Origin of the sequence: Enterobacter sp. AG326 (assembly GCF_004362415.1) — a bacterium.
GTDB lineage: Bacteria > Pseudomonadota > Gammaproteobacteria > Enterobacterales > Enterobacteriaceae > Enterobacter > Enterobacter asburiae.
Genome location: NZ_SNXG01000004.1, coordinates 112,063 through 125,130 on the forward strand (window position 1 = coordinate 112,063; position 13,068 = coordinate 125,130).

Consider the following 13,068-nt stretch of genomic DNA (forward strand, 5'->3'; position numbering starts at 1 on the left):
ATCAGCCCGCCTGGTCCAGAATGCGTACGACTAACTGCGAGAAACTCATCCCCGCCTGACGCGCGGCCATCGGCACAAGGCTGTGGCTGGTCATTCCCGGAGAGGTATTCGCTTCCAGCAGATAAAACTGTCCGTCACTGTCCTGCATCACGTCGATGCGTCCCCAGCCCTGACAACCGAGAACATGCCAGGCTTTAAGCACCAGGGACTGTAAATCTGCTTCACGCTCAGCTTCAAGACCACAAGGGCAGAAATATTGCGTCTCATCAGAGAGATACTTCGCCTCATAATCATAGAAGGTTCCGGCCGGTTGGATACGGATTGACGGTAAAATTTCTTCGCCAAGCATCGCGACGGTAAATTCCGGCCCGCTGAGCCATTTTTCAATCAGAACTTCTTCATCATGTTGAAATGCCAGTGCTAAAGCGGACGAAAGATCTTCAGCTTTGTCGACTTTGGACATTCCCACGCTGGAACCTTCCCGGCTGGGCTTTACAATAACCGGTAAGCCCAGTTCAGCAATGCGTGTATTAACGCTATCCGGCAGGCCCAATTCAAATTCGCGACGCGTCAGTGCTACCCATGGCGCAACGGGCAACCCCGCGCCCTGCCACAGAAGCTTGCTGCGCAGTTTATCCATAGAGATAGCGGAGGCCATCACGCCGCTGCCGGTGTACGGCATGCCGATCAAATCCAGAAGCCCCTGCAGGGTGCCGTCTTCACCGCCGCGACCATGCAATGCGATAAAGACTTTATCGAAGCCCATGGCTTTTAATTGCGTCACGTCGACCTCTTTTGGGTCAACCAGGTGCGCATTGACGCCACCTTCGCGCAGGCCCGCCAGCACGGCCGCGCCGGAATTCAGGGAAACCTCGCGCTCGGCGGAGGTGCCGCCAGACAGGACAGCAATCTTATCAGCCATGATGCTCATCCTCCTGGGTTTGCGGCTTCAGTTTGATTTCAGCTAAGGTACGGGCGATTTTGCCGATATTTCCCGCGCCCTGAATCAGAATCAAATCATTACCTGTCAGGACCGGTGCCAGAATTTCTGCCACCTGTGCAGGGTCAGAAACCAGAATAGGGTCAACTTTACCGCGTCCACGGATGGTACGACACAGGGAACGGCTGTCAGCACCCGGAATCGGCGTCTCGCCTGCGGCGTACACGTCCAGCATTAACAGGGTGTCTACCTGTGACAGGACGCTGGCGAAATCGTCGTACAGATCGCGCGTACGCGTGAAGCGGTGCGGCTGGAAGATCATCACCAGATTTTTGTCAGGCCAGCCTGCACGCGCGGCTTTAATGGTGGCGTCCACTTCGGTCGGATGGTGGCCGTAGTCGTCCACCAGCATCGCTGAGCCGGCTTTACCGTTCACGGCGTCCAGCGGGAATTCACCGAGGAAGTCGAAGCGACGACCGGTGCCCTGGAAGCTTTCCAGCGCGCGCAGAATCGCATCATCATCAATGCCTTCTTCCGTCGCGACGGCCACTGCCGCTGCGGCATTGAGGGCGTTATGGCGACCTGGCGCATTCAGCGTGACGTGCAGCAGCTCTTTGTCCTGACGCGCCAGGGTGAAATGCCCCTGCGCACCAATCTGTTTGTACTCTTCCACGCGGACGTCAGCGTCTTCGCTGAAGCCGTAAGTGGTGATTTGACGACCCACGCGCGGCAGCAGCTCGCGGATCACCGGATCGTCTACGCACATCACCGCGCGTCCATAGAACGGCAGGTTGTGCAGGAAGTTGATGAAGGTCTGCTTTAAGTTCTCGAAGTCGCCCTGGTAGGTATCCATATGGTCAGCTTCGATGTTAGTGACAATCGCCACCATCGGCTGCAGGTGCAGGAACGACGCGTCGCTCTCATCCGCTTCGGCAATCAGATAACGACTGTGGCCCAGACGCGCATGTACGCCCGCTGCTTTGACCAGACCGCCGTTGACGAACGTCGGGTCGAGACCCGCTTCCGCATAAATACTGGAGACCATCGCCGTGGTCGTGGTTTTACCGTGGGTCCCGGCAATGGCGATGCCGTGACGGAAACGCATCAGTTCCGCCAGCATTTCTGCACGGCGGATCACCGGAATGCGCGCTTCATGCGCGGCAACGATTTCCGGGTTGTCAGAGGAGATAGCGCTCGAGACCACCACCACGCTCGCATCGCGCACGTTTTCCGGGCGATGGTTGAAATAGATAGTCGCCCCAAGCGACGCCAGCTGCTGCGTTACAGGGTTTGGCGCCAGGTCAGACCCGCTGATCTGATAGCCTTCGTTAGCTAACACTTCGGCAATACCGCCCATGCCAGCACCACCGATGCCAACAAAGTGAATGTGCCGGACGCGACGCATCTCGGGCACGATTGAACGCAGTTTTGCCAGTTGTTGTGTATTCATTCTCTAAACGCCATCGACTACTTAAAATTCGTGCAGCGCAACACGCGCTGCGAGGGTTAAGCCTGGGCTGCCAGGCTCACTTCTTTTGCCACCCGTTCCGTCGCATCAGGGATAGCGGCCGCGCGCGCGCGTTGCGCCATCTCCAGCAGTGCGTCTCTGTTCCAGCCCGCCAGGGTGGTGGCGACCGCGTCGGCGGTAAATTGTGGCTGTTCAAATATCTTCGCGGCTCCGGCTTTCTCAAGCGGCAGCGCATTCCAGTACTGCTGTCTGTCTTTGTGCTGGAACGGCACAAACAGGGCCGGCAGACCCGCGGCGGCAATCTCGCTCACCGTCAGCGCGCCTGAACGACAAACAACGACATCGGCCCAGGCATACGCTGCCGCCATGTCGTCGATAAACTCTGTAACTTTATGCTGCGGCTGCCCCGCCTCGGCGTAAGCTTGCTCAACGGTATGCTGAGCGCCTTTTCCGCTCTGGTGCCAGATCGTCACGGTATCACCCAGCTTTGCGGCAACCTGCGGCATCGTCTGGTTTAGGACACGCGCGCCCTGAGAGCCGCCGACAACCAGTACTCGAACCGGCCCTTCACGGCCCGTCAGGCGAGCATCCGGCAGCGGCAGCGCCAGCACGTCCACACGCACCGGGTTACCCACCACGTCCGCTTTCGGGAACGCGCCGGGAAACGCCTGCATAACTTTGGTAGCGATTTTCGCCAGCCACTTGTTGGTCAGTCCGGCAATACCGTTCTGTTCATGCAGCACAACGGGAATGCCTAACGACCACGCCGCCAGCCCGCCAGGACCCGAGACATAGCCGCCCATGCCCAGCACCACATCGGGCTTAAAGCGCTTCATGATGGTGCGCGCCTGACGCCAGGCGTTAAAAATACGCACCGGTGCCAGCAGCATTGCCTTAAGGCCCTTGCCCCGAAGGCCGGAAATACGAATAAAGTCGATCTCGATACCGTGCTTCGGCACCAGTTCGGCCTCCATGCGGTCTGCGGTTCCCAGCCAGCGTACCTGCCAGCCCTGATCCATTAAATGGTGCGCAACCGCCAGTCCCGGGAACACGTGTCCACCGGTACCGCCTGCCATCACCATTAACCGCTTCGGTTGATTCATCGTGAACCTCGTGTAAACGCCTGGGCTTTTTCCAGACGCGTTTCATAATCTATGCGCAACAAAAACATGATGGCCGTCGACATAATCAACAGACTGGAACCACCATAACTGATCAACGGCAACGTCAGACCTTTGGTCGGCAGCATACCCGCTGCGGCCCCGACGTTAACCAATGCCTGGAAGCTAAACCAGATACCAATTGAGCAGGCTAAGAATCCTGAGAAGCGGTGATCGATCTCCAGCGCTTTCCGGCCGATGGACATGGCGCGGAAAGCGACGAAGAATACCATTAATAGCGCTAATACCACACCGATATAACCCAGTTCTTCCGCAATAATGGAGAAGATGAAGTCAGTGTGCGCTTCCGGTAAATATTCCAGTTTCTGTACCGAGTTACCCAGCCCCTGCCCCCAGACTTCACCGCGACCAAAGGCCATCAGCGACTGCGTCAGCTGATAACCGCTGCCGAACGGATCTTCCCAAGGGTTCCAGAATGAGGTCACACGGCGAATACGGTAAGGCTCGGCGAGGATCAGCAGTACAACCGCCGAAATACCCATCCCGATGATAGCGATGAACTGCCACAGCTTCGCGCCCGCCAGGAACAGCATCGCCAGAGTGGTAACGAACAGCACGACAACGGTACCGAGGTCAGGCTGCGCCAGCAGTAATACCGCCAGCACCAGAATCACGCCCATCGGTTTTAAGAAGCCGCGCAGGTTGTTACGCACTTCATCAACCTTACGCACCAGGTAGTTAGCCAGGTAGCAGAACAGGGAGAGCTTGGTAAATTCCGCAGGCTGAATGCGCAGAGGGCCAAAGGCGATCCAGCGCGATGCCCCGTTAACAGAGCTCCCCACCACCAGTACGATCAGCAGCATAATAATCGAGGCGATCAGCATCGCCGTACTGTGCCGCTGCCAGAACTCCATCGGCAACCGCAAGGTCACCAGCGCCAGGCAGAACGCCAGGATGATGTAAAGACCATCACGCTTGGCAAACAGGAAAGGATCGTTCGCCAGACGCTGCCCGACGGGCATTGAGGCTGACGTCACCATAATGAAGCCGACCGCCGCCAGCCCCATCGTGAGCCAGAACAGCGTGCGATCGTACATGACCAGGCTGTCGTTATCTTTTTGACGAGAGCCCATCACCCAGCCTTTGAGCGCCGCAAACACCCATGCCAGGATCCCAAATCCTGGCAGGCGCGGCATTTTCAGGCGAGGGAGAGATAAACGCATTAGCCTAACTCCTTCGCCAGGCGGGTAAAGACATCACCACGCTGTTCGAAATTCTTGAATTGATCGAGGCTGGCACAGGCCGGAGAGAGCAGCACCATATCGCCTGGCTTCACGCGAGGAGCAATCAGCCGCATAGCCTGTTCCATGGTTTCGGTTTGCTCGGCAACCTCAGGGCGCAGTTCAGCCAGCTCGCTGCCGTCACGGCCGAAGCAGTACAGGCGGATGTTATCTCCGGCGAGATACGGCTTCAGGGAGGAGAAATCAGCTGATTTACCGTCGCCGCCCAGCAGCAAATGCAGGGTGCCGTCAACGTGCAGACCGTTGAGCGCGGCCTCGGTGCTGCCCACGTTGGTAGCTTTGGAGTCGTTGATCCAGCGCACGCCGTTGTGCTCCAGCGCCAGCTGGAAACGGTGCGCCAGACCAGAAAACGTGGTTAACGCTTTCAGGCTGGAGGAGCGCGGCAGCCCTACTGCATCCGCCAGCGCCAGCGCCGCCAGGGCATTGGTATAGTTGTGCTGACCTGAGAGCTTCATCTCTTTCACGTTGAGCACTTTCTCACCTTTCACGCGCAGCCAGGTTTCGCCCAGCTGACGGTTCAGGTGGTAATCCCCCATCGTGATACCGAAGCTAATACAGCGATCGTCTGCACCGCGTACGGGCATGGTCAGCGCGTCATCGGCGTTTACAACGCAGACTTTGGCATTTTCATAAACGCGGAGCTTGGCGGCACGGTACTGCTGCAGACCAAATGGATACCTGTCCATATGATCTTCAGTCACGTTGAGGATCGTCGCAGCCGCAGCGTGCAGGCTGGAGGTGGTTTCCAGCTGGAAGCTGGAAAGCTCAAGAACATACAGCTCGCAGCCTTTGTCCAGCAGCATCAGAGCAGGTAAACCAATGTTACCGCCAACGCCGACGTTCATTCCCGCCGCTTTCGCCATTTCACCCACCAGGGTGGTGACGGTGCTTTTACCGTTAGAACCGGTAATGGCGATAACGGGCGCCTGGGCTTCGCGGCAGAACAGCTCGATATCGCCGACAATCTCAACGCCCGCATCCGCGGCAGCGCTCAGCGAAGGATGCGCCAGCGCCATACCCGGGCTGGCGACAATCAGATCGGCTGCCAGCAGCCAGTCATCATTCAGACCACCAAGGTGGCGTTCAACCTGTTCCGGCAGTTTGTCCAGACCCGGCGGAGAGACACGCGTATCCATCACGCGTGGCGTCACGCCGCGTGCGAGGAAAAAGTCCACGCAGGAGAGCCCCGTGAGGCCCAACCCGATGATAACGACTTTTTTGCCCTGGTAATCTGCCATGATTAACGTACCTTCAGCGTTGCCAGGCCAATCAGCACCAGCATCAGCGAAATAATCCAGAAGCGCACAATCACGCGCGGCTCCGGCCAGCCTTTCAGTTCATAGTGGTGGTGAATCGGCGCCATACGGAAGATGCGCTGACCGCGCAGCTTGAAGGAACCGACCTGCAAAATCACCGACAGGGTTTCAACCACAAACACGCCGCCCATGATCACCAGCAGGAACTCCTGGCGCAGCAGTACGGCGATAATGCCGAGCGCACCGCCTAAAGCCAGAGAACCGACGTCACCCATAAAGACCTGCGCCGGATAGGTATTGAACCACAGGAAGCCCAGCCCCGCGCCGACAATCGCCGTACAGACGATCACCAACTCACCCGCGTGGCGCAGATAAGGGATGTGCAGGTAATTTGCAAAGTTCATGTTACCGGTCGCCCACGCCACCAGCGCAAAACCGGCAGCCACAAAGACGGTTGGCATAATTGCCAGACCATCCAGACCGTCGGTCAGGTTAACGGCGTTACCGGTACCGACAATCACAAAGTAGGCCAGCAGGATGTAGAACAGCCCCAGCTGCGGCATCACGTCCTTAAAGAACGGCACGACCAGCTCGGTGGCTGGCGTGTCTTTCCCGGCCAGATACAGCGCGAAGGCCACGCCCAGCGCGATCACCGACATCCAGAAATATTTCCAGCGCGCGATCAGGCCCTTAGTATCTTTGCGGACGACTTTGCGGTAATCATCAACAAAACCGATGATCCCGTAACCCACCAGTACCGTCAGAACGCACCAGACGTACGGGTTGGAGGGATACGCCCAGAGCAGCACGGAAACGACGATGGCGGTCAGGATCATGATCCCGCCCATCGTCGGCGTGCCGCGCTTGCTGAAGTGCGATTCCGGACCGTCGTTACGCACAACCTGGCCGAAAGAGAGTTTTTGCAGACGGGCAATCATGCGCGGGCCCATCCACAACGAGATGAACAGCGCAGTCAGCAGGCTGACGATGGCGCGAAACGTCAGATACGAAAAGACGTTAAAGCCTGAATAATATTTGACCAAATGTTCGGCCAGCCAAACTAACATGTCCCGTTCTCCTGTAATGCGTGCACAACCTCTTCCATGGCGGCACTACGTGAACCTTTCACTAACACAGTCACAATTTGTTTTTCTGTAATCAACGCCTTAAGGCGCGCTATCAACGCGGTTTTATCAGCAAAATGCTCGCCTACGCCGCTGGCATGGCTAATCGCCTGGCTCAGTTTTCCTGCGCTCAGCACGCAGTCCAGCCCCGCCGCTTTCGCCGCTTCACCGACCTGCGTATGGCAGGCTTCGCTTTCGTCGCCCAGCTCAGCCATATCGCCAACCACCATGATGCGGTAGCCCGGCATTTCAGATAAAACCTGCACCGCCGCCGTCATTGAGCCAACGTTCGCGTTGTAGGAATCATCCAGCAGCAGCTTGTTTTCCGAAAGCTGAATCGGGAAAAGACGTCCCGGCACGGCTTTCAGGTTCGCCAGCCCGGTTTTAATCGCTTCATGCGACGCGCCCACCGCCGTCGACAGCGCCGCCGCCGCAAGCGCATTGGCGATGTTATGACGACCCGGCAGCGGCAGCAGCACATCAACGCCACCCGTTGGGGTGGTGAGGGTGAACTCCGTACCGTGCGACGTCACGTGGATATTGGTCGCGGTAAAATCACTGTTGGCCGCATTCGGCGAGAAGCGCCAGGTTTTACGCGAACCGATGATGCTTTGCCAGTTCAGCCAGTCGTTGTTATCGGCATTCAGAATGGCGATGCCGTCATCCGGCAGGCCGGTGTAAATCTCACCTTTGGCTTTCGCCACGCCTTCCAGCGAACCAAAACCTTCCAGATGCGCCGCCGCGAGGTTATTCACCAGCGCGGCTTCCGGGCGAGTCAGGCTCACGGTCCAGGCGATTTCGCCCTGGTGGTTTGCCCCTAACTCGATCACCGCAAATTCATGTTCTTTGGTCAGGCGGAGTAATGTCATCGGCACGCCGATGTCATTATTGAGGTTGCCCGCGGTATAAAGCGTATTCCCGCACTGGCTGAGGATCGCCGCCGTCATCTCTTTCACCGACGTCTTGCCTGATGATCCGGTCAAGGCGACAACGCGAGTAGGGACCTGCTGACGAACCCAGGCGGCCAGCTCACCGAACGCGAGACGCGTATCTTTCACCACAATTTGTGGCAGATTGATATCGAGCCTGCGACTGACGAGCAGCGCACCGGCACCGTTCTCTTTGGCCTGTTCTGCGAAATCATGCGCGTCAAAACGCTCGCCTTTCAGCGCCACAAACAGACAGCCTGCGGTGATTTTGCGGGTGTCCGTCGTTACGGCATCAATGGTCAGGTCTTGCCCGTGCAGGTCGCCCTGCAGAATAGCAGCGGCCTGGCTTAACATGATGCTAATCATGCCACGACTCCCAGCAGGCGTGCTGCCGTTACGCGGTCCGAGTAGTCCAGACGGCGATTGCCAACGATCTGATAATCTTCATGGCCTTTACCCGCCAGCAGGACAACATCATTCTCCCGCGCCTGCATGATGGTGTTGGTCACGGCTTCCGCACGGCCTTCCACCACGCGAGCGCGGCCCGCGTCCAGCATGCCCGCCAGAATGTCATTGATGATGGCGCGCGGCTCTTCGGTACGCGGGTTGTCATCGGTCACAACTGGAATATCTGCGAACTGCTCGGCAATAGCCCCCATCAGCGGGCGTTTGCCTTTATCGCGATCGCCGCCGCAGCCAAACACACACCAGAGCTTCCCTGTGCAGTGCAGGCGCGCCGCTTCCAGCGCTTTTTCCAGCGCATCCGGCGTGTGGGCATAATCAACCACAACGGTCGGCTTGCCCGGCGCGCTGAACACTTCCATACGTCCGCAAACAGGCTGCAGACGCGCTGAGGTTTTCAGCAGTTCAGCCATCGGATAACCCAGCGCCAGCAGCGTTGCCAGGGCCAGCAGCAGGTTGCTGACGTTAAACGCGCCCATCAGGCGGCTTTCAATTTCACCTTCACCTTCACCCCAGGAAGAGGCAAAGCGGATTGTCGCCCCGCTGTCGTGATAATTCACCTCAACCGCCTTCAGCCAGCGGCCGTGGCAGTTCGGATTGATATGGTCTTCCATCGACACCGCAACCGCATCCGGCAGCTTCGCCAGCCAGCGGCGGCCCACTTCGTCGTCGGCGTTGATGATGGCTTGTCCGTAATGGTGAGTAGAGAACAGCAGCCATTTCGCGGCTTCGTAATGCTCCATATCACCATGATAATCAAGATGATCGCGGCTCAGGTTGGTAAACACGGAAGCAGCAAATTTCAGCGCCGCGACACGGTGCTGAACCAGACCGTGCGAAGAGACTTCCATCGCAGCAAAGGTTGCCCCCTGCCCTGCCAGACCGGCAAGCACATGCTGTACGTCTACCGCCGAGCCGGTAGTGTTTTCCGTCGGGCTCACTTTGCCCAGCAGGCCGTTACCCACGGTACCCATCACCGCACCGGTTTCACCCAGCAGCTGGGCCCACTGCGCCATCAGCTGCGTGGTAGTGGTTTTACCGTTGGTACCCGTCACGCCAACCAGACGCAGCTGGTCGGAAGGTTCGTGATAAAAACGTCCCGCCAGCGCGGAAAGACGCTCGTTCAACTGGCTGAGACAGATAACCGGCACACCGTGCATTTCACGGATCTCACCGTCGGTTGCCTCATCTTTCGCCTCAGCAATAATGGCAGCCACACCTTGCGCAATCGCCTGCGGGATATAACGACGCCCGTCCGCCTGATGACCGACCACCGCCACAAAAAGATCGCCAGAAGCAGCCACGCGGCTGTCCAGTACCATCTCTCGCAGTGCTCGCTCCGGTGCATTTGGCACCCACGGAGCGAGAAGGTCGCGCAAATTACGATCTGCCACCTGTACCCTCGCCTTGATTAATTACAAATTCACTTTTTTCGCCCGTCGCCAGCGCATCCGGTTCAATGTTCATGGTGCGTAGCACGCCGCCCATGATAGCCCCGAACACAGGCGCGGAGACGGCGCCGCCGTAGTATTTACCCGCCTGTGGATCGTTTATCACGACCACCAGCGCAAAACGCGGATTGCTTGCAGGCGCAACGCCTGCGGTATAGGCAATGTATTTGTTGATATAGCGGCCGTCCGGCCCTACTTTTTTCGCCGTACCGGTCTTGATGGCGATGCGATAACCTTTGATTGCCGCCTTCACGCCGCCACCGCCTGGCAGCGCTACGCTTTCCATCATATGAACAACAGTACGAACGGTTGATTCCGGGAAGATACGCTCGCCGGGAACCGGTGGATCAACTTTGGTAATCGACAGCGGACGATATACGCCATAGCTGCCGATCGTTGCGTAGACTCGCGCTAACTGTAACGGTGTCACCATTAGCCCGTAGCCGAAAGAGAAGGTGGCCCTCTCTATGTCAGACCACCGTTGTTTTTGAGGATATAAGCCACTGCGTTCTCCGACCAACCCCAAATTGGTCGCCTTTCCAAGCCCAAAACGTGAGTAAGTCTCTACTAACGCTGAGGACGGCATCGCTAACGCCAGCTTTGAAACACCGACGTTACTCGACTTCTGTAACACCCCGGTCAGGGTCAATTCGCTGTAGCGCGCCACGTCTTTAATTTCGTGGCCGTTAATTCGGTATGGAATGGTATTCAGTACCGTGTTTTCATTGACGATACCGCGCTGAAGTGCAGTCATGACCACCATCGGCTTAACGGTCGAACCCGGTTCGAACACGTCGGTGATGGTACGGTTACGCATAACATCCTTCTGCGTACCGGTGAGATTGTTAGGGTTGTAGGAAGGGCTATTGGCCATCGCCAACACTTCACCCGTGTTGACGTCGACTAACACGGCACTGCCCGATTCCGCTTTGTTGAAGGCCACGGCATTGTTCAGCTCGCGGTAAACCAGCGCCTGTAACCGCTCATCGATACTCAGTGCAAGGTTGTGTGCGGCCTGGCTGTCCGTTGAGGAAATATCCTCGATCACGCGACCATAGCGGTCTTTACGCACAATGCGTTCGCCCGGCTGGCCGGTGAGCCATTTATCAAAGCTTTTTTCAACGCCTTCAATCCCCTGGCTATCAACGTTAGTAAAGCCAATGAGGTGAGCGGTCACTTCGCCGGAAGGATAGTAACGACGGGATTCTTCACGCAGATGGATCCCCGGCAGCTTCAATTTTCTGATGTAGTCCGCCATGTCAGGGTTCACCTGACGCGCCAGATAGATAAAACGCCCTCTCGGGTTCGTATTCACGCGTGAAGCTAACTGGTCCAGCGGCATCTTCAGCGCGTCCGCAAGCGCCTTCCAGCGGTTATCAAGCGTGATGCCGCCTGCGTCGTGCAGCTCTTTCGGATCGGCCCAGATCGCCTTCACCGGCACGCTCACGGCCAGCGGACGACCCGAACGGTCGGTGATCATCCCGCGGGATGTCGACACTTCCTGGACGCGCAGGGAGCGCATGTCGCCCTGGCGCACCAGCATGTCAGGGGCGACGATTTGCAGCCAGGCCACGCGTCCCAGCAGAAAACCCAGAGCGAGTAAGATGCAGCCGCAAAGCAACGCAAAACGCCAACTGATAAAGTTGGCCTGTTCTTCCTGACGTTTTGGTTTTAGCGTTTTTGCCGCTGCTTTCATGCGTCGCGTTTTCCCTTATTTTTGTACTACGATATTTTCCTGCGAAGGATCAACATGCTGCAGCTGCAGCTTTTCCGTTGCGATCCGTTCAACCCGGCTGTGATCGCCGAGCGCGTTTTCTTCAAGGATCAGATTTCGCCATTCAATATCCAGCGCATCGCGTTCCAGAACCATCTGCTCGCGTTGCGCAGTCAATAAACGTGTATGGTGGGCGGTGGTCACCACCGTAACTGCCGTGACAATGATGCAAATGAACAGACAGAGTGGCAGTTTCCCAAACCGCAAAAGATCGTCGCCGATCACGCCAGGCAAAGCATGGCGCTCGTTGCTTCCTAACGAATCCTTAACTTTGCTTAGGGTCTCTGTCACTCTGCCGATCATGCGTTCGTCCTCTCTGCAACACGCAGCACTGAACTACGGGCGCGTGGATTCTCTGCCACTTCTTCTTCGCCCGGCATCAACTTGCCTAATGCTCGCAACTGACGGCCACCCAGCTTCCTGAGTTGTTCTTCCGTCATCGGCAGCCCCGCTGGCACCTGTGGACCGCGGCTTTGTTCACGCATAAAGCGTTTCACAATACGGTCTTCCAGCGAATGGAAGCTGATGATGGATAACCGCCCACCCGGGGCCAGCACGTCGAGCGAGCTTTTTAGCGCCAGCTCTATTTCCTCCAGTTCACTGTTTACCCAAATGCGAACCGCCTGGAAGGTACGGGTCGCGGGATGTTTGTGCTTATCCTTCACCGGTGTCGCCGCCGCGATCACCTCAGCCAACTCTTTGGTGCGGGTCATTGGCTCAATGCGATTGCGCTCAACGATGGCGCGCGCAATACGTTTGCCAAAGCGCTCTTCGCCGAACGTTTTGATGACCCATGCAATATCGGCTTCGTCAGCGGTCTGTAACCACTCAGCGGCAGACTGACCGCGCGTCGGGTCCATACGCATGTCCAGCGGACCATCACGCATAAAGGAGAAACCACGTTCAGCATCATCAAGTTGGGGTGAAGAGACGCCAAGATCGAGAAGAATCCCGTCGATCTTGCCCGTCAGGCCGCGCTCAGCTACATATTCCGCGAGCGCAGAAAAAGGTCCATGCACGATGGAAAAGCGTGGATCATTGATGGTCTGTGCAACGGCAATTGCCTGCGGATCGCGATCGATTGCCAGCAGACGTCCTTCCTCTCCAAGCTGGGAGAGAATCAAACGCGAGTGACCACCGCGACCAAACGTGCCATCAATGTAGATGCCATCCGGACGAATATTCAGACCGTTAACGGCCTCGTCCAGTAACACCGTTTTATGTTTATAATTTTCCATCATA

At 57.3% G+C, this 13,068-nt stretch carries 11 protein-coding genes; all 11 read right to left on the reverse strand.

Annotation, left to right across the window (positions count from 1 at the left end; genetic code table 11):
• Position 1 precedes the first annotated feature (1 nt).
• From DFO52_RS14925 to rsmH, 11 genes are read right to left on the reverse strand one after another with little or no spacing between them, the layout of a single operon-like run.
• The gene (locus DFO52_RS14925) at positions 2–922 is read right to left on the reverse strand and encodes a D-alanine--D-alanine ligase (RefSeq protein WP_029741229.1); all 921 of its coding nucleotides are present in this window, start codon (positions 920–922) and stop codon (positions 2–4) included.
• Positions 915–2,390, reverse strand: coding sequence for a UDP-N-acetylmuramate--L-alanine ligase (gene murC / locus DFO52_RS14930; protein WP_115876437.1), 1,476 nt, complete (start codon positions 2,388–2,390; stop codon positions 915–917). Before murC ends, DFO52_RS14925 begins: the two co-directional genes overlap by 8 nt.
• A 56-nt stretch (positions 2,391–2,446) precedes the next feature.
• Positions 2,447–3,511, reverse strand: coding sequence for an undecaprenyldiphospho-muramoylpentapeptide beta-N-acetylglucosaminyltransferase (murG, locus tag DFO52_RS14935; protein ID WP_133550669.1), 1,065 nt, complete (start codon positions 3,509–3,511; stop codon positions 2,447–2,449).
• On the reverse strand, positions 3,508–4,752 hold the full coding sequence (gene ftsW, locus DFO52_RS14940; RefSeq protein WP_023310395.1) for a cell division protein FtsW: 1,245 nt from the start codon (positions 4,750–4,752) through the stop codon (positions 3,508–3,510). The genes murG and ftsW overlap by 4 nt, the downstream gene beginning before the upstream one ends.
• A complete protein-coding gene (murD, locus tag DFO52_RS14945) occupies positions 4,752–6,068 on the reverse strand; it encodes a UDP-N-acetylmuramoyl-L-alanine--D-glutamate ligase (RefSeq protein WP_045355138.1) in 1,317 nt (438 codons plus the stop codon). The genes ftsW and murD overlap by 1 nt, the downstream gene beginning before the upstream one ends.
• Positions 6,069–6,070: 2 nt before the next feature.
• A complete protein-coding gene (gene mraY / locus DFO52_RS14950) occupies positions 6,071–7,153 on the reverse strand; it encodes a phospho-N-acetylmuramoyl-pentapeptide-transferase (protein ID WP_008501985.1) in 1,083 nt (360 codons plus the stop codon).
• On the reverse strand, positions 7,147–8,505 hold the full coding sequence (gene murF, locus DFO52_RS14955) for a UDP-N-acetylmuramoyl-tripeptide--D-alanyl-D-alanine ligase (RefSeq protein WP_133550670.1): 1,359 nt from the start codon (positions 8,503–8,505) through the stop codon (positions 7,147–7,149). Before murF ends, mraY begins: the two co-directional genes overlap by 7 nt.
• Positions 8,502–9,995 carry a UDP-N-acetylmuramoyl-L-alanyl-D-glutamate--2,6-diaminopimelate ligase gene (murE, locus tag DFO52_RS14960; RefSeq protein ID WP_133550671.1) on the reverse strand — a complete coding sequence of 498 codons (1,494 nt, stop codon included), beginning with the start codon at positions 9,993–9,995 and terminating at the stop codon, positions 8,502–8,504. Before murE ends, murF begins: the two co-directional genes overlap by 4 nt.
• Positions 9,982–11,748, reverse strand: coding sequence for a peptidoglycan glycosyltransferase FtsI (locus DFO52_RS14965; RefSeq protein WP_133550672.1), 1,767 nt, complete (start codon positions 11,746–11,748; stop codon positions 9,982–9,984). Before DFO52_RS14965 ends, murE begins: the two co-directional genes overlap by 14 nt.
• 15 nt (positions 11,749–11,763) lie before the next feature.
• Entirely contained in the window at positions 11,764–12,129 is a 366-nt protein-coding gene (ftsL, locus tag DFO52_RS14970; protein WP_008501989.1) for a cell division protein FtsL, read from the reverse strand.
• A complete protein-coding gene (rsmH, locus tag DFO52_RS14975; RefSeq protein ID WP_023310390.1) occupies positions 12,126–13,067 on the reverse strand; it encodes a 16S rRNA (cytosine(1402)-N(4))-methyltransferase RsmH in 942 nt (313 codons plus the stop codon). The genes ftsL and rsmH overlap by 4 nt, the downstream gene beginning before the upstream one ends.
• Position 13,068: the final 1 nt, after the last annotated feature.